Below are 19,792 nucleotides of genomic sequence, written 5' to 3'. Positions count from 1 at the left end.
CTCCCGCGCCGGCTTGCGCCGGCCCGCCGGTCACGCCGGCCGGCGCATCTGCAACTCGGTCAGGTCCGGCCGGGTCGGGTGCGGCAGGCGTACGCCGGTGTCGGCGAAGCCGAGCCGCTGGTATGCCCGTACCGCCCGGTCGTTGCCGACCACCACCTCCAGCAGCAGCTCCGGCCGCCCGGCCGCGCGTGACCAGGCGGCGACCGCGTCGACCAGTTCGGCGAGCAGGTTCCGGCCGCGCCAGGCCGGGCTGATGTAGACGGCGAACAGGACGGACACCGACGGGTCGTCCCGCCAGACGTGTGCTCCCGCGTGCGCCACGAACGTTGTCGGACCGGTCTCGGCCACGAACTGGGCGATCAGGTCACCGACGGCGGACCGGGCCGCCCGCTCGGCGTACTCGTGCAGCGGGCGGGCCGCCGCGTCGGCGAGCCGTTCGATGAACGCCAGCGGCGAATCGGCGAGCATCTCCAGCCGCAGCGCGCGCATCCGGGCGGCGTCGTCGGCCCGGATCCGCCGGACGGCGGCTACCGGCGGTACGACGTGGTCGGTGTCGGTCCCAGTTCCCATGCCGGCATGCTCGCCCGGCGTGGCCCGGCCGACAACCGGAATCCCGCCTTCGGTCCGGCCGCATCAGTCACGCCACCAGCAGCAGGGCGGTGCCGAGTTGCCGGCAGTAGTCGACGCCGTGGTCGAGCCCGTGCCGCCCGGGGTAGCGGGCGAGCGCGCCGATCACCCAGGTCTCCCCGATCGCGAGGCAGCTGATGTGCCAGAGCCCGTCCTCGTCGCGCAGCAGCCAGCCGTTCTTGATGGCGATGGTGGCCGCGTACTCGGCGGTGAGCGCGTCCCGTGGGCCGAAGTCGCCCGCACCGCGGACGGCGCGCATCTCGGACAGCAGCCACGGCGTCCACTGCGGCCCGGCCGCCCGCCCGTCGGCGAGGCAGCGCCCCAGCCTGGTCAGATCACGGGCGGAGACGACCGTGTTGCTCCACCGGTCGCGCTCCGGGGCCGAGTCGGTCAGCCCGCAGAGCCGTACCATCCGCTCGATGGACTCCCGGCCACCGACCCGGTCGTAGGTGGCGTCCGCGCCGGGATTGTCGCTGTCCCGGATGATCGACGACAGCTGGGCCAGCTGAGGTGTCCGGAGCATGTGGCCCTGTTCGTCGGCGCGGCGCAGGTCGTCGGCGGCCAGCCACACCTTGATCAACGACATGGTGTCGCTCTGCGCGGTGAAGTTCGGCGATCCGGTGATCAGCCCGGTACGCCGGTTCATCGCCGCCCAGGAGAAGAACCCGTCGGTCGGTGTCGGCACCGGGCCGGCGCGCAGCAACACGCTGCGCTGGTTGTGGCCGTGGTCGGCGACGGTCCAGCCCGGCTCGCGCGGCGGTGGTTTGCCGGCGTCGCCGGGCAGGCCGCCGGTGAACGCCGACAGCACGATGAGCAGTCCGACGGCGGCGGCCGCCGGGTGGCGTTGGCGGGCGCGGTCGTGCCGGGGCGCGGTGCGGTCCGACCGCCGGACGGCCCGGCTGCCAGGTGCGCGATGCCGTCCAGGCTTCACGTTCTGCGGTGTACGGGACACACGTGGTCAACGAAATGTGGTGCCAGAGAGACTTGACCGGGGGTTAATGTCCCCTTTTGGGGTAGTGCGGTGCCGTCGGACCTCGTGTAGCGTGCGATTCCGGCTGCTGTACTCGGGCACCCGCACGGGGGGTCCCGATCGGTGGCTCCGGCCGGCGAACACGTCGACCAGGGGGCCGGCAGAGGCCCGGCACGACAGAAGTGAGGAAGTGCACCGTGGCGCAGGGCACCGTGAAGTGGTTCAACAGCGAGAAGGGCTACGGTTTCATCGCGGTCGACGGGGGTCAGGACGTCTTCGTCCACTTCTCCGCGATCGAGATGGACGGCTACAAGGCGCTCGACGACGGGCAGCGCGTCGAGTTCGAGATCGCTCAGGGGCAGAAGGGTCCTCAGGCGGAGAGGGTCCGGGTCATCGCCTAGTCACACACTGCTGGCCAACTGCGCGTCCGGTGGCCGGTGCGGCCGCCCGACCGGACGGCGACGTATCTGATAGCTCGACACAGGTCTGCGTACCCCGCAAGGCGTCGGTTCTCCTCGTGGAACCGGCGCCTTTCATCGTCTCGCCACCCGGCGGTCCTGCCCACCTGATCTTGACCGTGACCGCAGTCGGCGGCCGTGCGGCCCGACGGGGGACGTCGGGCCGGCAAGTTGCTGTTCGCTTGCACTCGACAGGGGAGAGTGCTAAACAAGGATTGGCACTCGCCAACCGGGAGTGCCAAAGGTCGGGGCGGTGGGGCCACCGCCGTCGTCCCGCTTCGCGGGGCGACGGAGATGGCCGGTCGTCGCGGGCTATCCGGCCCGGCCGGCGGACGTCACTGCCGCCAGGTAGTGACGTCCGAAGGTGCGTAGAGCAGGCGGCATGGCGGAGCTGACCGGCTCCGGTGCTGCGAGCGTCCAGGAGGACAACGCCGTATGGCCAAGATGATCGCGTTCGACGAAGAGGCGCGCCGCGGCCTCGAGCGGGGCATGAACACCCTCGCCGACGCCGTCAAGGTGACGCTGGGCCCGAAGGGCCGCAACGTCGTGCTCGAAAAGAAGTGGGGCGCCCCCACCATCACCAACGATGGTGTGAGCATCGCCAAGGAGATCGAGCTCGAGGACCCGTACGAGAAGATCGGCGCCGAGCTGGTCAAGGAGGTCGCCAAGAAGACCGACGACGTGGCCGGTGACGGCACGACGACGGCGACCGTCCTGGCCCAGGCCCTGGTCCGCGAGGGCCTGCGCAACGTCGCGGCCGGCGCGAACCCGATGGCCCTGAAGCGGGGCATCGAGGCCGCCGTCGCCAACGTCGCGGAGGAGCTGAGCAAGCTCGCCAAGGACGTGGAGACCAAGGAGCAGATCGCGTCCACCGCGTCGATCTCCGCCGGTGACTCCAGCGTCGGCGAGATCATCGCCGAGGCGATGGACAAGGTCGGCAAGGAAGGCGTCATCACCGTCGAGGAGAGCAACACCTTCGGCCTGGAGCTGGAGCTCACCGAGGGTATGCGCTTCGACAAGGGCTACATCTCGCCCTACTTCTGGACCGACCCGGAGCGGATGGAGGCCGTCCTCGACGACCCCTACATCCTGATCGTCAACAGCAAGATCTCGTCGGTCAAGGACCTGCTCCCGATCCTGGAGAAGATCATGCAGTCGGGCAAGCCGCTGCTGATCATCGCCGAGGACGTCGAGGGCGAGGCGCTGGCCACCCTGATCGTCAACAAGGTGCGCGGCACCTTCAAGTCGGTTGCCGTCAAGGCTCCCGGCTTCGGTGACCGCCGCAAGGCGATGCTGACCGACATCTCGATCCTCACCGGCGGCCAGGTCGTCAGCGAGGAGCTCGGCCTCAAGCTCGACGCGGTGACCATCGACATGCTGGGCCGGGCCCGCAAGGTCCAGGTGACCAAGGACGAGACCACGGTCGTCGACGGTGCCGGCGACGCCGAGCAGATCCAGGGCCGGGTCAACCAGATCCGGGCCGAGATCGAGAAGAGCGACTCCGACTACGACCGCGAGAAGCTGCAGGAGCGGCTGGCCAAGCTGGCCGGCGGCGTCGCGGTGATCAAGGTCGGCGCGGCCACCGAGGTCGAGCTCAAGGAGCGCAAGCACCGCATCGAGGACGCGGTGCGCAACGCCAAGGCGGCCGTCGAGGAGGGCATCGTCCCCGGTGGTGGCGTCGCCCTGGTGCAGGCCGGCAAGACCGCCTTCGACAAGCTCGACCTGGTCGGCGACGAGGCGACCGGCGCGCAGATCGTGAAGATCGCGCTGGACGCCCCGCTGCGGCAGATCGCCGTCAACGCCGGCCTCGAAGGCGGCGTCGTGGTGGAGAAGGTCCGCAACCTGGAGGCCGGCCACGGCCTCAACGCCGCCAACGGCGACTACGTGGACCTGCTGCAGGCGGGCATCATCGACCCGGCCAAGGTGACCCGGTCGGCGCTGCAGAACGCCTCGTCGATCGCGGCGCTGTTCCTGACCACCGAGGCCGTGGTGGCGGACAAGCCGGAGAAGACCCCGGCTCCGGCGGGCGCGCCGGGCGGCGGCGAGATGGACTTCTGAGTCCAGTCACGCCGCAGTAGCGACAAGACCGCAGGGCGGTTACCGGGCAGCTTCCCGGTAGCCGCCCTGCGGCGTCTCCGGCCGGTTGCCTACCGTCCACCCGGACGACCGGATGACGGCCGACGACCAAGCGCTGGTCAGCCGTCGGACCGGGCGGCCTGCACCGCCGCGTACGCGTCGACCAGACCGGCGCCGGTGAGGTTCGCCGGGTCACCGCAGGTGTCACCGCCCCCGGTGCCGGCCTCGGCGGCGGTCTGCCGCAGGATCCGCGCCGTGCCGTCCAGATCACCGATCAGCTCCGGTTCGGCCGACCACAGCAGCGCCACCACCCCGGCCACCTGTGGGGTCGCCATCGACGTGCCGTCCAGCGCCGCGTACCCGCCACCGGGCATCGCCGACAGCACCTCGGCGCCCGGTGCCACCAGGTCCGGTTTGACGGTGCCGTCCGGGGCCGGGCCCCGGCTGGAGAAGTCGGTGACCTTTCGGTCGGCGTCCACCGCGCCGACGGTCAGCACATCGGTGTACGGGGCCGGTGGGTCGTCGACCGAGCTGCAGAACGGGCCGGTGTTGCCGGCGGCGGCCACCATCATCAGCCCGGCGGCGGCCAGCGCCTCGGTGGCCGGCCGCAGCGAACCCAGGTCGCAGCCTTCCAGCTCCGGGCAGCCCCAGGAGTTGGTGAGCACGTGTGGGGCACGTTCCGGTCGGCCGTCGGCGAACGGGTCGCCCCCGGTCGGGAACGGGGCCAGCATGAACTGCAGGCAGTCCAGGTAGCGTGCCGGGTTGCCGAGGTTGCGGTCCAGGTTGACACAGCCGACCCAGGACGCGCCCGGGGCGACCCCGATCGAGGTGTCGCCGACGGCCGAGCCGAGCGTGTGGGTGCCGTGCCCGTTGTTGTCGGTCGGGGTACCGGTGCCGTTCCACGGGTCGAACCAGGAGTCGCCGCCGCCCCGGAACCCGTCCGCGAGCGCCGGATGGTCGCCGTCCACCCCGGAGTCCGAGGCGCCGACCACGATCCCGGCGCCGTCGACACCAAGCTCCGTCCAGACCCGTTCGGCACCGAGCATGGTGATGTTCCACGGCGGGGTACCCGGAGCGGGCTGGTCGCCCCGTTCGGGCTCGACCGCGACCGGCAGCGGCCGCAGCTGCTGACTGATCAGCACCCGGTCGACGTCGTCGCGCCGGGTCAGCCAGGGCCGCAGCGCCGGCCCGGCGTCTACCTCGATCGCGTTGACCAGGTAGTACGGCGTGTAGGACAGCCTCCACCGGTCCAGATCGTCGCGCAGGTCGGCCTGGCTGGCCTCGGCGGTGTCGACCAGCAGCTGAAAGACCGTACGGACCCGTTCGTCGCGGGCCTGCGGCCCGGTGTCGCGGGGTACGTCGGACAGGTCGGCCTGTTCCCGCAGCACCACGAACAGCCGTTCGCCGTGCAGTCCCGGCTGCCCGACGGCGAGGTGCACGGCGACCCCGGCCACAGCCAGCACCGCGACGGTGGCCGCCGCCACCCACCGCAGTGGTCGACCCGCCAGTCGTGGTGGTCGACCCGACGGCCGCCAACCGAGACCGAAGCCGAGTCCGAGGCCCAACGCGAGCGCCAGCGCCAGCCCGACGCCGGCACCGACCGCCGCCCAGAACGGCAGGTCACGGCCGATGGCCAGGAGCAGCGAGACCTCTTCCGGGTCGAGCAGGGCCAGCGGTCCGGCGACGGACAGCCCGGCCAGTACGCCGACCGGCGCGCTGGACCGGTCGGCGGCCCAGCAGATCGCCGCGGCCGCGTACCCGATCGGCGGCAGCACCAGGATCGCGGCCAGCTGCCCGCCGGGCTGACCGACGCCGGCGGCGAGCAGCAGCAGCCCGACCCCGGCCACGGTTCCGCCGAGCAGGATGGTGCGCACCGCCGAGGGTCCCTGCGGGCCGGCACCGATCGCCGCCCAGAACCGCCGGGGCAGCAGCTCGGCGGCGTACCAGCCGATCGCGGCCGCCGCGGCGACGGCGAGTGCCGTCTCCACCGCGCCGCCCAGCGCGCCGACCCACCACCAGGGCAGCAGCATGACCAGCCCGGCCGCGACGGCGAGCAGGACAGCGGTCGTCCGGTCCGCCTGGCCCGAGTCAACCCGACCTGGCTCGGCCTCGCTCGGCTCGGCGCGGCGCCGTAGCGCGCGCAGCCCGGCGGCGCCGCCGGCGGCGAGCACGGTAAGCCCGGCCAGGTACAGCTCGTGGTGCACGGTCGGTACGGCCCGCAGCAGCCCGAAGCCGGCGAGGGCGAACGCGGCGACCAGCCAGGCCCGGCCGGTCGCCCGCACCGCCGGTGACCGGGGCACCAGCGCCAGCAGCATGGTGGGCACGCCGACCAGCAGCGCGTTGCCGAACGCGATCAACGGCCAGACCACGGCCGGGGTGGGCAACCCGCTGGCCAACAGGACCTGGTCGGTCAACCAGCCGCCAGCCTGCGCGAACACCGTGACACCGACCGACCAGATCGCAATCACCACGGCGGCGACCGGGGGCCACACACTGGCCGGCGGCGCAACGGTCGCGGCGGGCGGCTGCATCGGGTAGGGCTGACCGGGGTACGGGAAGCCGGGAGGACCGGGCGGCTGCGTCATGTCCGCCACCCTAGGCGGCCGGATACGGTGGAAGGGTGCGTGACCCTGCCGTCTCCCGGTACGCCGCCGGCCAGCTGTCCGTGACCCGCCGCGCCGCCGATCTACGCCGCCTGCGTGGCGAGCGGTTCGACGTACTGGTGATCGGGGGTGGGGTGACCGGCGTGGGCGCCGCGCTCGACGCCGCGTCCCGCGGGCTCAAGGTGGCGCTGGTCGAGGCCCGCGACTTCGCCGCCGGAACGTCCAGCCGATCCAGCAAACTGATCCACGGTGGCCTGCGGTATCTGGAGCAGCTCGAGTTCGGCCTGGTGCACGAGGCGTTGACCGAGCGTGGCCTGCTGGCCACCCGGATCGCCCCGCACCTGGTCCGGCCGGTGCCGATCCTGGTTCCGCTGCCGCAGGGCGGTACCAGCGGGCCACGGGCGCTGCCCGGCCGGATCTGGCGACGGGCCTACTACGGCACCGGGGTCGCCGCGTACGACGCGTTCGGCGGGGTGTTCGGCGGCGGCCGGGGGATGCCGCTGCACCGGCACCTGTCCCGCGAAGGTGCCCGGCGGATCTTCCCCAGCCTGCGGTCGGACGTCGTCGCCGGTGCCGTGCGCTACTACGACGGTCAGGTCGACGACGCCCGCCTGGTGGTCACCCTGGCGCGGACTGCGGCCAGCCTCGGCGCGGCCGTGGTGACCAGCGCCCGCGCCGTCGGCCTGCTGCGCCAGGCCCGCGAGGTGACCGGGGTGCGGGTGCGGGACATGGAGGCCCGGCCCGGTGACCCGGACGCCGAGTTCGAGGTACGCGCCCGCACCGTGATCGCGGCCACCGGAGTGTGGAGCGACGACGTGTCGCGGATGCTCGGCGACGTCGGGGTCCGGCCAGGTCTGCGGGTACGCGCGTCGAAGGGCGTGCATCTGGTGGTGCCCCGGTCGGCGATCACCGGTGAGGCCGGGCTGATCCTGCGTACCGCCACATCGGTGCTGTTCGTGCTGCCCTGGGGCGGGCACTGGATCATCGGCACCACGGACACCGACTGGCGGCTCGACCGCGCCCACCCGGCCGCCTCCGAGCGCGACATCGGCTATCTGCTCGATCAGGTGAACACGGTGCTGGACCGGCCGTTGACGCCGTGCGACATCGAAGGGGTGTACGCCGGGCTGCGGCCGCTGCTGTCCGGTGAGGCGGACTCGACATCGCGGCTGTCCCGCGAGCACGCCGTGGTCGAGCCGATGCTGGGTCTGCTGTTGGTGGCCGGCGGCAAGTACACGACGTACCGGGTGATGGCCGCGGACGTGGTGGACCGGGCGGCGGCTCGGCTCGGGGCGACCCGGCCGTCGCGGACCGCCGACCTGCCGCTACTCGGTGCCGACGGGCTCGCCGCGATGTGGCGGGACCGGGCCGACGTGGCTCGCCGGCACGGCGTACCGGTCGGGGTGCTGGAGCACCTACTGGAGCGGTACGGCACCCTCGCGGTGGAGCTGCTGGCGCTGATCGGCGACGATCCGCTGCTGGCCAGCCCGGTGCCCGGCGCACCCGAGTACCTGGCCGTCGAGATCGCGTACGCGGCCCGCGCCGAGGGCGCGCTGCACCTCGACGACGTGCTGACCCGGCGGACCCGCATCTCGATCGAGACGCCGCACCGGGGCAACGAGTCGGCCGGGCACGCCGCCGAGGTGATGGGCCGGGTGCTCGGCTGGAACGACGCGGTGCGGGACCGCGAGGTGGAGCACTACCGGGCCCGGGTGGCCGCGGAGCTGCAGTCGCAGCGGATGCCGGACGACGCGACCGCCGACGCGGCGCGGCTCGGTGCGGCGGACGTCCGTGGTTTCGCGGCCGACCGGGGCGTGGACTGGCCGACCGACTCCGACGTCACCGCCGGCTGAACATCGGGCCTGCCGAACCGGCTGAACCATCCGGCCGGCTGGACGTCAGAGCAGTTTGCCGGGGTTCAGCAGATTCGTCGGGTCCAGCGCCTGTTTGACGGCGCGGTGCACCCGCATGCCGACCGGGCCGATCTCTTCGGCCAGCCAGTCGCGTTTGAGCAGGCCGACGCCGTGCTCGCCGGTGCAGGTGCCGCCCAGGTCCAGCCCGAGCCGCATGATCGCGTCGAAGGCCGCCCGGCCACGCGTCAGGCTGTCCGGGTCGGCCCGGTCGACCACGATGTTCGGGTGCAGGTTGCCGTCGCCGGCGTGCCCGACGACGCCGATCGGTACGGCGTGTTCGGCGGCGATCGCCTCGACGCCGTCGAGCATCCGGGCCAGCGCCGACCGGGGCACCGCCACGTCGTCGATGATCAGCCCGCCGTTGCCGGCGGGGAAGGTCCGCGCGGCGAGGCGTTCCATCGCCGGGTGGGCCAGGCGGCGGGCCTGCAGCAGGGCGGCGGCCTCGACCGCGTCGCTGGCGGCGTACACCTCGGCTGCGCCGGCGGAGGTGCACACCTGCGCGATCCGGTCCAGGTCGGTGCCGGCGGCGGCGCCGGTGTCGACCGAGGCGAGCAGCAGCGCGGCGGCGTCGGTGCGCAACCCCATCGGCCGGTACGCCTCGATGGCTTGCAGGTGGGTGCGGTCCAGCAGTTCCAGCAGGCTGGGGCTGAGCCCGCCGGAGGCGATGCCGGCGACGGCGGTGCCGGCCGCGGCGGTGGAGTCGAAGACGGCGACCAGGGTGAGCGAGGTGTCGGCGGCCGGCCGCAACGCGACGGTCACCTCGGTGATCACCCCGAGGGTGCCTTCGGAGCCGACGAACAGCCGGGTCAGGTCGTAGCCGGCGACCCCCTTGGCGGTACGCCGGCCGGTGCGCAGCACCTCGCCGCTGGCCAGCACCACTTCGAGCCCGATGACGTACTCGCCGGTCACGCCGTACTTGACGCAGCACATCCCGCCGGCGTTGGTGGCCACGTTGCCGCCGATGGTGGACGACTCCCACGAGCCGGGGTCCGGCGGGTAGCGCAGCCCGTGCCGGCCCACCTCGGCGGCCAGGGTGGCGTTGACCACGCCGGGCTGGACGACGGCGGTGCGGTTGACCGGGTCGACGTCGACGATCCGGTCCATCGCGGCGGTGGAGAGCACCACCGCGCCGTCGACCGCGTTCGCCGCGCCGGCCAGCCCGGTCCGCGCGCCCTGCGGCACCACGGGTACGCCGTACCGGGCGGCGACGCCGACGGTGGCGACCACCTCGACGGTCGTCCGGGGCCGGACCACGACGGCGGGGGTGCCGGCGGCGCACAAGTCGGCCTCGTCGCGCTGGTGGCCGCGCAGCAGGTCGGGGTCGGTGAGGACCGCGGTGTCGGGCAGCGCGGCGCGGAGGGGCTCGATGAGGTCGGACATCTTCGCAGGCTAGCCAGCGCGGCACCGGACCGGCCACCTCGGGCGTGACCGGATGGGCAATACCGCCATAAGTGGCAAATTGCTCGGTACGCTGCCCGCATGGCCGACGCCGGGAAGCCACCACGCGCGGCGGCGGCACCCCGCCTCACCGGGCTGCTCACGCTGACCCGCAGCCGGGTCGCCACTGAGGCCCGGGAGCGGTCTGAGCGGGTCCGCGCCAACCTCGTACTCGCCCTGCAGGCCGGTCTGGCGGCGGCGCTGGCCTGGTTCATCGCCCGCCGGGTGATCGGCCACCCGGTGCCCTTCTTCGCACCGATCGCGGCGGTGATCATCCTCAGTGCCTCGATCGGGCAGCGGCTCAAACGCGCCGCCGAACTGGTGGTCGGGGTCGCGGTCGGGATCGCCATCGGCGACCTGATCGTCATCACCATCGGCACCGGCACCTGGCAGTTGCTGCTGATCGTGCCGCTCGCGGTGATGGTCGCCGTCTTTCTGGGCAGCGGCGCGGCCCTGGTCACCCAGGCCGCGTCGTCCGGAGTGCTGGTCGCCACCCTGACGTCGCAGTCGGAAAACCTCTACCCCGACCGGTTCATCGACGCCCTGGTCGGTGGGCTGATCGGGCTGGTGGTGCTGATCCTGCTGCTGCCGCTCAACCCACTGGTCATCGTGCGCCGCGCCGCCGACCCGGCGCTGGACGTCCTGTCCGACATGCTGATCCTCAGCGGCAAGGCGTTGGCTGGGCGGGACCGCCGCCGGGCCGAGGCCGCATCGAAGCGGCTGCACGATGCGGAGAAGGAGTTGTCCGAGTTCCGGGAGGCGGTCGAGGCGGGACACGAGACGGCGGTCCTGGCGCCGGCGCGCTGGCGGGCCCGCGGCCCGCTGGCCCAGTACGCCGAGAGCGCCGAGTACGTCACCCGGGGGCTGCGCAACTCGCGGGTGCTCACCCGGCGGGTGGTCTCCCTCCTGACCGAGGACGAGCCGGTGCCGTCCGCCCTGCCGGAGGCGGTCTGCCACTTGGGCGACGCGGTGCACATCCTGCGCCATGAGCTCGACGCCGGCACCGACCCGGCGCGCACCCGACGGCGGGCGCTGGACGCCGCCAGGTGCGCCGGTGAGGCGTACGACGCCGGGGTGGGGTTCAATGGCAGCGTGGTGGTCGCCCAGATCAGAGCTACCGCGAGCGACCTGGTCCGGGCCAGCGGGATAGAAGCCGGCGTGGTCGAGGAGATGGTCAGCGAGGCGTTCGGGCGCGACGGCCCGGAGTAGCCGCCTGGGTCGGCGGCGGGTTCGGCGGGCGACACGCTGCCCGCCGTTGGTCGACGCTGGCTACGCTAGCCCAATGTCCGACACTGTCCCCGGTGGTCCATCCGGCTCCCGCCCTGCGGCGGATTCGACCGATCCGACCGAGCCGGTGGACGCGGTGTCACCGACCGAGCCGGTGTCTCCGGCGGAGCCGACCGAGCCGGCAGGGTCGGCGGAGCCAGCGGGCGGGGTCGTGCCGGCGGGTCGGCTGCGGCGGAGTGTCTGGCTGCGCTGGCTGACCCTGGTCGGGATCGTCATCTTCATCGCCGGTTGCGGAGTGGCGATCCTCAGCTATCTCGGGATGGCGATCGGCCCGGTCGCGCTGACCGTCGGCGTGATCGCCGCCGTGCTGCCGGTGCCGGTGCTGGTCGCCTGTTTCCTGTGGCTGGACCGCTACGAGCCGGAGCCGGTGCACTACCTCGCCTTCTGCTTCGCCTGGGGCGCGTTCGTGTCGACCTCGGCCTCACTGGTGGTGAACAACTTCTCCGCCGACCTGCTGGACAGCTGGGGCTATTCGGAAGCGTTGGTGGCGGTGCTGGTGGCGCCGTTCATTGAGGAGCTGACCAAGACCCTCGGGCCGATCCTGCTGCTGCTGACCCGCCGCCGGGAGTGGTCCGGCATCACCGACGGGCTGGTCTACTGCGGGCTCTCTGCGATCGGGTTCGCAATGGTGGAGAACATCCTCTACCTGGGCGGCTACGGCTACGCGGCCGGCGCCGACCAGTACGGGCCGGCGACCGGCGCGCAGAACGTCTTCGCCATCTTCATCGTCCGGATCCTGTTCACCGGCTTCGCCCACCCGCTGTTCACCTCGATGGCCGGTGTCGGTCTCGGGGTGGCCGCGCGCAGCGCCGACCGGCGCATCCGGGTGCTCGCGCCGACCGCCGGGCTGCTGCTGGCGATGATGCTGCACGGGGCCTGGAACCTGATCCCGACGCTGGTCGAGGCGACCGGCCAGACCCTGATCCTGCTGTACGGCTACATCGGTCTGATGGTGCCGATCTTCTTCGGCATGGTCGGCCTGGCGGTGTGGCTGCGCAGCTGGGAAGGGCGGCTGACCGAGCGGGTGCTGCCCGACTACGTGCGGGCCGGCTGGTTCACCCCGCCGGAGGTGGCGGCGCTGGGCAGCCTGGGCCGGCGGCACTCGGCGCGGCGCTGGGCCAGCCGGGTGGCCGGCGAGCCGGGCGTACGGGCGATGCGCGACTTCCAGGCCGCAGCCACCAAGCTGGCGCTGCTGCGCGACGGGCTGCTGCGCGGCCTGGAGAGCAAACCGAAGGAGCTGGCCCGGCACGCCAAGGAGGAGCAGCGGCTGCTGACCGCGCTGGCCGGCTACCGGCAGGCGTTCGTCGGCCGGGACCCGCAGGCGCCACACGCGCTGTGGAACGGGGTGGACTACCGGATCACCTTCCCGGACGGCAGCCAGCGGCAGGTGCCCGCGCCGGATGAGCCGGTGGTGCCGATCCCGGTGGTGCTCACCGCGCCTCCGCCGCCTCCGCCACCGACGTTCGCCGGCTACCCGGGCTGGCCCGGAGCCGGGCCGGGCACCCCGCCCGGTTACGGCCCACCCCCGTTCTCCGGCTACGGCCCGCCGCCTGGTTACGGCCCGCAGCCCCCGTACTCCGGCTATGGCGCACCGCCTCCGTCGGGGTACAGTCCGCCGCCCGGCTACGGCCCACCCCCGGGCTAGCAGGAGATCAGCAGCGGGTCAGCCCGAGCGCCGTCGCCAGCCGGGCGACGCCGGCGACCTGCGGTGCGTGGCGGGCGATCTCAGCCACGAGGGTACGGGCGGAAGGCCGGGAGCGGATTTCAGCCGGTGCGACGCGGTCCGCCTCGACGAGCCACCGTCCCGCCGCCGTGAAGTCGCCGACGTCGAGGTACGCCCGTGCGGCGTCCACCAGGTATGCCGCCCGGTGTTCGGCGGGCAGCCCGCGCCATGCCTGCCGCCGGGTGGCTGTCTCGTGTCGGCGTACCGCCTGCCGGGCGTCGCCCGACTCCACAGCCGCCACTACGTGCGCCAGCTCGACGGCTGCCGGGCCGAAGCTCGCCGTCCGGTAGTCCTGCCCGTCGCTGATCTGCGCGGCGATGCCGGTAGCCCGACCGAGCAGCTCACTGGCGTTGGCGGTGTCGCCACTGCCGGCGGCGGCCAACCCGGCCTGCAGCAGCAACGTCCCGTACACTGCCCGGGAACCCGGTCTCGCCTGCCCATCGGTGGATGCGGCGACCCGCTCGGCGGCGGCGATCGCCGTGGTCATCGCCAGCCGGCTCTGGCCCAGCCCGCGCAGCGCCTGCGCGAGCGGCACCGCCGTCGACCCGGCCAGGATCGGATCGCTGCCCGCTGTGGCGAGCGCCCGGTCGGCCGCCAGCCAGCCCAGGTCCGCCTCGCCGACTTTGACGAGCACGAGCGCGGTGGCCCGGTACGCCTGCACCAGCAGCCCTGTCCCATGTTCTGGTTGCGCGGTGTGCAGCCGCCGTGCGGCGTCCAGCAGCTCCGGCACCGTGCGCAGCAGCCGTGGATGGTCCCCGTGCCGGTACGTCGACCAGGCGTGCTCCACCCGCTGCGACACCTGCCCGGCATCGGGTGCCGGCCCGGCCGGGTCGGCGGCGAACACCTCGTATCGCGCGAGTGCCGCCCGGACCGCGTCGACACCGGCCGGCGCGCCGCCGATCTGCGGCTGGCCGGTGTCGCCAGCAGCTCCGTCGGGTCGACCCGCAGCACGTCGGCAACCTGCTGGATCAGCGAGAACCGGTCCAGCGTCCGGACCCCGCGCTCGACCTTCTCCACCCAGCTCTTCGACCGGCCGATCCGGTCGGCGAGCACCTGCTGGGTCATCCGCCGCCGCACCCGCCACAGGGCCACCCGACGCCCGACCGCCACACTCACCGGGGGCCGCCGTCGATCCACGTCCACGACACCGCTACCGGCCTGGGGCTTCCTCACCGCAGGTAGTGCCGGCCGGCGTTACCGCCCCGCCGCTCGGCGCGGTCGGTCCGGGTCGCCGGCCGACGGTCCGGTGGCGGCACCGTCCGGTCGGCGTACCGTCGCCGGCCCGGCACTGGATAAACCACATCGACCGGTATGTCCGCACGCTGAAACCATTTTCCGAACACAACGTCCCCCTCGACGAGTGTGGAGGGCGGCGACCCGAGGTGGCTCTCCGTGTCGACCCCGGGCCGCCGCCCAGCGGGCGGGCCCGACGCGCGAAAAGGGCGATCGCGGGATGCGACGTCGGGCCCTGCTGGCAGGTCGCTGATCCACAGGTGATGCGACCTGGTCCTAGCCTGACCGGCGCTCGGCCGACGGTCTACAGTGTCGCCGTCCGCCAGCGCTGGCTACTGTCCGCCGTCACATGGTGGCTGATGTGTCGCGCACAGCTCATCCAACTCGGCGGCCGGCACCCCGACCCGGGCCAGACCTCGGCGTACCCGGTCGACCCGCCACCAGTTTGACGCCGCGACCCGGCCCGAGGCGACCGCCGCCGCGACCTGCGCTATCGACTCGTGCGGGTCCATTGGCAGCACGGCCTGGCCGAGATCCAACCGGGCCGACGCGATCCGCCGGGGGCGGCTGCCCTCGGCGAGCAGCCTGGCCAGGACCTCGCTGGCCTCGGTGGCGGCAACCGGATCACTGACCCACGCCAAGGTGGTCGCCACGTACGCTCGGGCTTTGCCCGGGTCGTAGCGGTAGTGGTGCTCGGGCCGGTCCGGTTGGCTCAACGGCGACACCATCCGCTCCAGCTGGGCCAGCCGTCGCCCGGTGGCCGGTCGGTCGCCGAGCAGCGCCAGCGCCCGCCCGGTCTGTGCGGTCGCCTGCAGTTTGGCGCTGCTGCCGGTCGGAGCGACGGTCTGCGCCCCCTCGGCCAGGGCAAGCGCCGTCGCGGGGTCGCCGGTGGTCAGCGCCTTCCATGCGCGGGTCTCCAGGCACCATGCGCGGATCTCGGCGTGCTCGGTGTGGGCGGCCATCTCGTTGGCGGTGCGCAGATGCCCGGCAGCGGCACCGTTTCGCCGCAGGTCGATCAGCACGGTAGCGGTGAGCAGCGACAGCCATCCGCCGGCGACGAGGATCCGTCTGTGCTGCTCCAGGGTCATCCGGCGGCCGGAGCCGATCAGGGTGGTGACGTAGGTCAGGTGTCGGCGGATGTTGGGAAGGAGGACGTGCGACGCGGTGACGGGGTAGGCGACGGCAAGTTCGTCGACGGCCGCTTCCAGGCCGGCGACGGTGCTGCTGCTGACGTCGGTGGCCGCGACCCGGCGGGCCAGTTCGGCGGAACCGTGTGCGCCGTCATCGGTGAGCATCGCGGAGAGCGCACCACCGGCTTCGAGCACGTCGTCGAGCCGATCGGCGACCTCGGGCGTCGGTGTCTTGCGACCGGTCTCCAGATCATGCAGGTACGACTTGGCGTAGTGCGCCTTGGCGGCGAGATCACGCAGCGAGAGCCCGGCCTGCTGACGCAACCGGCGCAAGGTCGACGGCCATCGTGGGTCGATGATGCGGGTCATGCGCGTCACCACCTTGTCAGCTGCCGGGTGGCACCGACCAACAACCTTCTGGCTCTTGCCGCCACACCAGACGTTACTCCGCGTACCTATCACCACACAGGCTCCCTCTCGGCACAGAGCGTGGAGGGCGGCGACCCGAGGTGGCTCTCCGTGTCGACCCCGGGCCGCCGCCCAGCGGGCGGGCCCGACGCGCGAAAAGGGCGATCGCGGGTACGGCGTCGGGCCCAGCTGAGCGGACGGCGGGCCGGGCGGTGTTCCGCTGTGTGATGGTGCGCGACCCGGCACCGCCGTCCTTCGTGGAAGGATGCCGAGTTGATCACTGAGAGTGAATGCAAGGGTTGTGCCCGTTGTTCGGCAGACCCCAAAACCGGTACGCCTGGTACCGGTTGCGCAGGTCAGGCGGCCTGGCCGTCCATCAGTGCGGCGAGCTTCGCCAGCTCCTGGCCCATCGCCCGGCGTCGACTGGTAGTGATCATGCGGACGGTGTCGCGGGCGTACCGCTGGTGTCGCAGCCACACTGGAGCGTCGGCGGCCAGCTCGCTGAGCACCGCCGTTGCCTCCGACCAGTCCCGCAACTCGGCGTGGGCACGGGCCACATCGAGCCGGTGTCGCCGCCACGAAGTCCTCTCAGCACCACCACGGCGGACATTGGTCGCCAGGTCAAGAACCCGGCGCGGCTCGCCAGCGACCGCCGCCGCCTCGGCCCGCATCATGTCGACCTTGGTTGACCGCATTCCACCAACGATCGTCAGGTGACCAGCACTGACCGGCCGGCTGCCCAGCCGGGCCGCCGCAGCCGCCGCCGCGTCGAGCTGGGCGGCCGCGTCGTCCGGCCGGTTGTCCCGCGCGGAAGCGGCGGCTGCCGCCATCATCAGCCAGCCCCACACCGCGAGTTCATCTGGTGTGGCTCGGGAGATCCGTGGCTCGACGCTGTCAGCGGTGGCGATCGCCAGCCGCTCCGCGTCGGTCAGCCGGCCCTGGCGCAGCAGCAGCCATGACATGCGCTTGACCGTCGTCGCGCTGAGCAGCTCGTCGCCGGCGGATGCGGCAGCGTCCTGGGCGGCGTTCACAGCCTGGTAGGCGAGGTCGACCGCGCGTACCTGGATCAACAGGCTGCTGGTCAGGTCATAGGTGCGGGCCAAGGTCCGGTATGCGGCAGGCCTGTTGGCGTCGTCGGCGTTCTCGACGGCGTGCCGGGCTCCGGCGATGAGTGGTGGCAGCACGGCCAACGCTGCGGCGTAGTCGCCCTGGTGGTAGGCGCGGTCCGCCTCGGCGAGCCGTCCCGGGACACCCGCTGCAGGCAACGCCGGCACCTCGTCAGCGATATACCCCGCCGGGCCACGGGCAGGGATCAGCACCCTGCGCAGGTCGAGCAACGCCAACGGACGGTGACCGCGTTCCCGGCGGGCCGCCCCGGTGCTCGCATCGCCGAGCAGAGTCGTCGTCGGTACGCCCAGCGCCCGCGCGATCGCATGCAAAGTCGCGATCCGAGGCGTCGTACGCTGATTCGTCTCCAGCTTGCGGATTGTCTCGGTGCTCACCCCGGCCGCCGCCGCGAGCTGCTCCTGAGTGATCGACTGCCGGCGCCTGACCTGCGCGATGTTGTCGCCGATGGTGGCCATTGGGTAGCCCTTCCCCGTCAACGGTTTGGACAGCGGCACACCAGCCCGCGATCCCGGCACACCACCACACCAGACGGTACTCCGTACCTCCGACACCCTTCCAGAACCGCCGATAGCCGTCTCCGGGATCAACTTGATCCCTTGCTCCAACAGCTTGCCCCGTGCGCGCACCGCCCGGTCAGCCGCTACCCTGGGAGCAGCAGCTGTCTTCGATTTTGTAGTTATTCACAAAGACATGATCAATAGCGACTACGTCCATGTTGTACCACTTCTGCTGACCCGTCCTTCCTGGTCGCGGCCCGAATGGACGGCTGCCGTACTGGTCGACGTCTCGACAGGCATTGCGTTGCGGTCAAAGGTGCAGTACCTTCAGTGTCAGGCGTCGATGTTGGGAGGGTGCAGAGAATAAGTTTCCGTGCTATCTGGAAATCGAAATTCTGGCCGATAGCTGCCGCGTTGGCATTGTTAGTCACGGCAACACTTATTGTCGCTATTGATCCATCTGTTGCTTCGGCTCATTCGCGGAAGGTAATTGAATCTCCGTTCGGCCTGGTAGGCTTTGATGCAAAAGTTGCGCGTGCGCACGGCTACGAAGTCGTGACCCTACCCGACGGATCCCTTGCATCCGTGCCGGTGGCGAAAGCTGCTGCCGCACGAGCCGGCACCTACGTTCCGGCTAGCGGAATCCTTGAGCCTGTAAAGAACTCTTCCGGCCCGTCGACAAACGACTACCAGGAACTCCCCGGCGAGTGCGGAAGCTCATACGTCTCCCTGAATTCGACGGGAAATCAGAAAGCAAATCTGGGCACGGGATTCTTTATCAGTAACTCTGGGGCTGGCCTTCCGTGGCAGGTGAGCTGGCATGTGGCCATCGTGGACAATGGCGGCTCTTCGCAGCAAAACTACAGTGAAGGAGGTGGCCATCTGGCCGGCGTCGCCTGGATTGGTCACACCCGGGTGCTTGGCCTCACTCGCGGCTACGCCACCGCTAAGGTGACTACCGGGAGTTTCACCATAACGACACATGGCTGGATCTGTTTCTCGGCTGGGCCACAGGTTACAGAGTTCATCTCATAATCTCTGCTCAGTATAGAGCGATTGATGGACTTTACGTTGTTGCCGTTGGAGCGATACTGCGGCGCAAGGCAACGTTCTGCCGTCCTCCGCGAGGGCGGCAGAACGCGCGTCCCCCGCAGCACGCAGCGTGACTTAACCACCAATATCGTTCATCGGACCGCTCGGCCTGGCCAACCTCACCTGGATCAGCAGCAAGTCCGCCACAGCGGCCTCGACCAGACAGGATCATCACCCTGCCAGGCGGCCCCGCCCACTACCCGGATGAAGCCGATAACTACCTGCCGTACGCACCTTAAGAAGGCCCTGGATGAGGGGCTCACTCAGTCGACAGGTCCCGCCCGAGCCGGCAGTCACCACGAGATCGACGGTCTTGAGGACTACGTCTGCCATACTGTGAGGTATGGATAGACGGAATCCGTGGCTTGTCCGAGTACTGGCAGCCGATCACCACGAAGCCGCCCGAACCCAGATCATCGCCGCCGACCTGCCCATCTTTGTGTTATCCGAGGTCGTTCAGTCGACACCCGCGCAGGTGACCAGCTGGGCCGGTGCCGAAGGGGTCGTCACCTCTGTACGAGTCCTTCACGACTTGGGCCAGCGGGGCGACGAGAATCCGGCAGTGGTAGTGGCGACGTCCCGGCGGGATGGGACTCTAGCAGAGGGCGAATCTCTGCGCTCGCTGCTCGAGCACCATTTGCGCCAGGATGGCGAGCGGATCTCCACGGTGGAGTGGGCCGAGGCCGACACCGAAGTCGTCGTGGACGGCCGAGCCGTCGCGTCCCACATGCTACGCGCAGGGAGCCGCCGATGGGCTGTCCGGTGCCAGCACGGCGATCTCGAGATCAGCGTCACCGCCCGCGACTGGCATCCCGGTACGATCAAGATCGAGGCGGTAGCTGATGTGCCAGCCTTCCTTGCGCTAGCCCTCCCCGCCCTGCCGCCGTCAATGTCACCGACACCTGCAGAAGAGGTTGTGCCGTCAGACACGCTGAGGCAGGACCCGCATCGCGCGCTCGTGGATGTGAACCTGGCGCTCAGCAGCCAGACGTACCGATGGTTGACGGACGGTGGGGACGCTCCAGAACAGATTCCTCAGCTCTCAGCATTGTGGCAAGCTGCCGCACACCGGCAGATGACCCTCACCAACCAATCCGAAGCCGAGGCTCTGGCCGTGGTAACGACGATCGTGGCGCAGTTGAACAACCTTGAGGCTTATTCAGCAGGGCCCCGATAACCCACAGTGGACCCCCCGATAAATGAGACGGCC

14 protein-coding genes and 1 pseudogene are annotated in these 19,792 nt (G+C 71.4%); 7 read left to right on the top strand and 8 right to left on the bottom strand.

The window, feature by feature from the left end; translation table 11 throughout:
• Window positions 1–30: 30 nt before the first annotated feature.
• On the bottom strand, window positions 31–570 hold the full coding sequence (locus tag ACFHWT_RS16610; protein WP_416595561.1) for a GNAT family N-acetyltransferase: 540 nt from the start codon (window positions 568–570) through the stop codon (window positions 31–33).
• A 67-nt stretch (window positions 571–637) separates the two neighbouring features.
• Window positions 638–1,558 carry a serine hydrolase gene (locus ACFHWT_RS16605; RefSeq protein ID WP_416595560.1) on the bottom strand — a complete coding sequence of 307 codons (921 nt, stop codon included), beginning with the start codon at window positions 1,556–1,558 and terminating at the stop codon, window positions 638–640.
• Window positions 1,559–1,794: 236 nt separating this feature from the next.
• Between ACFHWT_RS16605 and ACFHWT_RS16600 the strand changes: the two genes are divergently transcribed.
• The gene (locus ACFHWT_RS16600) at window positions 1,795–1,998 is read left to right on the top strand and encodes a cold-shock protein (protein WP_067305333.1); all 204 of its coding nucleotides are present in this window, start codon (window positions 1,795–1,797) and stop codon (window positions 1,996–1,998) included.
• A gap of 492 nt (window positions 1,999–2,490) precedes the next feature.
• A complete protein-coding gene (gene groL, locus ACFHWT_RS16595) occupies window positions 2,491–4,113 on the top strand; it encodes a chaperonin GroEL (RefSeq protein ID WP_278171770.1) in 1,623 nt (540 codons plus the stop codon).
• Between the two features lie 137 nt (window positions 4,114–4,250).
• On the opposite strand, the gene ACFHWT_RS16590 is transcribed toward groL, so the two are convergent.
• Window positions 4,251–6,716, bottom strand: a complete 2,466-nt coding sequence (locus ACFHWT_RS16590; protein ID WP_416595559.1) for a S8 family serine peptidase — start codon at window positions 6,714–6,716, stop codon at window positions 4,251–4,253.
• Between the two features lie 35 nt (window positions 6,717–6,751).
• On the opposite strand from ACFHWT_RS16590, the gene ACFHWT_RS16585 reads away from it, so the two are divergent.
• Window positions 6,752–8,587 carry a glycerol-3-phosphate dehydrogenase/oxidase gene (locus ACFHWT_RS16585; protein ID WP_416595558.1) on the top strand — a complete coding sequence of 612 codons (1,836 nt, stop codon included), beginning with the start codon at window positions 6,752–6,754 and terminating at the stop codon, window positions 8,585–8,587.
• A gap of 45 nt (window positions 8,588–8,632) precedes the next feature.
• Here ACFHWT_RS16585 and ACFHWT_RS16580 read toward each other — a convergent pair whose 3' ends face one another.
• Window positions 8,633–10,027, bottom strand: a complete 1,395-nt coding sequence (locus ACFHWT_RS16580) for an FAD-binding oxidoreductase (RefSeq protein WP_416595557.1) — start codon at window positions 10,025–10,027, stop codon at window positions 8,633–8,635.
• A gap of 99 nt (window positions 10,028–10,126) precedes the next feature.
• On the opposite strand from ACFHWT_RS16580, the gene ACFHWT_RS16575 reads away from it, so the two are divergent.
• Both ACFHWT_RS16575 and ACFHWT_RS16570 read left to right on the top strand, forming a co-directional pair.
• Window positions 10,127–11,293, top strand: coding sequence for an FUSC family protein (locus ACFHWT_RS16575; RefSeq protein WP_416595556.1), 1,167 nt, complete (start codon window positions 10,127–10,129; stop codon window positions 11,291–11,293).
• Between the two features lie 73 nt (window positions 11,294–11,366).
• Complete coding sequence (locus tag ACFHWT_RS16570) at window positions 11,367–13,016, top strand: PrsW family glutamic-type intramembrane protease (protein ID WP_416595555.1); 1,650 nt, start codon at window positions 11,367–11,369, stop codon at window positions 13,014–13,016.
• A 7-nt stretch (window positions 13,017–13,023) separates the two neighbouring features.
• On the opposite strand, the gene ACFHWT_RS16565 is transcribed toward ACFHWT_RS16570, so the two are convergent.
• The 4 genes and pseudogenes from ACFHWT_RS16565 to ACFHWT_RS16550 form a co-directional block, all read right to left on the bottom strand.
• Window positions 13,024–13,938 carry an XRE family transcriptional regulator gene (locus ACFHWT_RS16565; protein ID WP_416595621.1) on the bottom strand — a complete coding sequence of 305 codons (915 nt, stop codon included), beginning with the start codon at window positions 13,936–13,938 and terminating at the stop codon, window positions 13,024–13,026.
• Between the two features lie 140 nt (window positions 13,939–14,078).
• A pseudogene (locus ACFHWT_RS16560) lies at window positions 14,079–14,159 on the bottom strand (hypothetical protein); the annotation flags it as partial.
• Window positions 14,160–14,659: 500 nt separating this feature from the next.
• Window positions 14,660–15,826, bottom strand: coding sequence for a helix-turn-helix domain-containing protein (locus tag ACFHWT_RS16555; RefSeq protein ID WP_416595554.1), 1,167 nt, complete (start codon window positions 15,824–15,826; stop codon window positions 14,660–14,662).
• A 395-nt stretch (window positions 15,827–16,221) separates the two neighbouring features.
• The gene (locus ACFHWT_RS16550; protein ID WP_416595553.1) at window positions 16,222–17,448 is read right to left on the bottom strand and encodes a helix-turn-helix domain-containing protein; all 1,227 of its coding nucleotides are present in this window, start codon (window positions 17,446–17,448) and stop codon (window positions 16,222–16,224) included.
• Between the two features lie 372 nt (window positions 17,449–17,820).
• Between ACFHWT_RS16550 and ACFHWT_RS16545 the strand changes: the two genes are divergently transcribed.
• Both ACFHWT_RS16545 and ACFHWT_RS16540 read left to right on the top strand, forming a co-directional pair.
• Complete coding sequence (locus tag ACFHWT_RS16545) at window positions 17,821–18,525, top strand: hypothetical protein (RefSeq protein WP_416595552.1); 705 nt, start codon at window positions 17,821–17,823, stop codon at window positions 18,523–18,525.
• Window positions 18,526–18,925: 400 nt separating this feature from the next.
• Window positions 18,926–19,759: a hypothetical protein gene (locus ACFHWT_RS16540; protein WP_416595551.1), complete on the top strand. Its 834-nt coding sequence runs from the start codon at window positions 18,926–18,928 to the stop codon at window positions 19,757–19,759.
• Window positions 19,760–19,792: the final 33 nt, after the last annotated feature.

Origin of the sequence: Micromonospora sp. LOL_021 (genome assembly GCF_048060215.1) — a bacterium.
Lineage (GTDB): Bacteria > Actinomycetota > Actinomycetes > Mycobacteriales > Micromonosporaceae > Micromonospora_E.
The sequence above is the reverse complement of the archived record's forward strand: the minus strand, read 5'-3'. Positions and strand labels throughout refer to the sequence as shown.

Coding starts and splice junctions, on each gene's coding strand:
- ACFHWT_RS16610 (WP_416595561.1), bottom strand. CDS start 570: ATGGGAACTGGGACCGACACCGACCACGTCGTACCGCCGGTAGCCGCC.
- groL (WP_278171770.1), top strand. CDS start 2,491: ATGGCCAAGATGATCGCGTTCGACGAAGAGGCGCGCCGCGGCCTCGAG.
- ACFHWT_RS16590 (WP_416595559.1), bottom strand. CDS start 6,716: ATGACGCAGCCGCCCGGTCCTCCCGGCTTCCCGTACCCCGGTCAGCCC.
- ACFHWT_RS16580 (WP_416595557.1), bottom strand. CDS start 10,027: ATGTCCGACCTCATCGAGCCCCTCCGCGCCGCGCTGCCCGACACCGCG.
- ACFHWT_RS16575 (WP_416595556.1), top strand. CDS start 10,127: ATGGCCGACGCCGGGAAGCCACCACGCGCGGCGGCGGCACCCCGCCTC.
- ACFHWT_RS16570 (WP_416595555.1), top strand. CDS start 11,367: ATGTCCGACACTGTCCCCGGTGGTCCATCCGGCTCCCGCCCTGCGGCG.
- ACFHWT_RS16555 (WP_416595554.1), bottom strand. CDS start 15,826: ATGACCCGCATCATCGACCCACGATGGCCGTCGACCTTGCGCCGGTTG.
- ACFHWT_RS16550 (WP_416595553.1), bottom strand. CDS start 17,448: ATGGCCACCATCGGCGACAACATCGCGCAGGTCAGGCGCCGGCAGTCG.
- ACFHWT_RS16540 (WP_416595551.1), top strand. CDS start 18,926: ATGGATAGACGGAATCCGTGGCTTGTCCGAGTACTGGCAGCCGATCAC.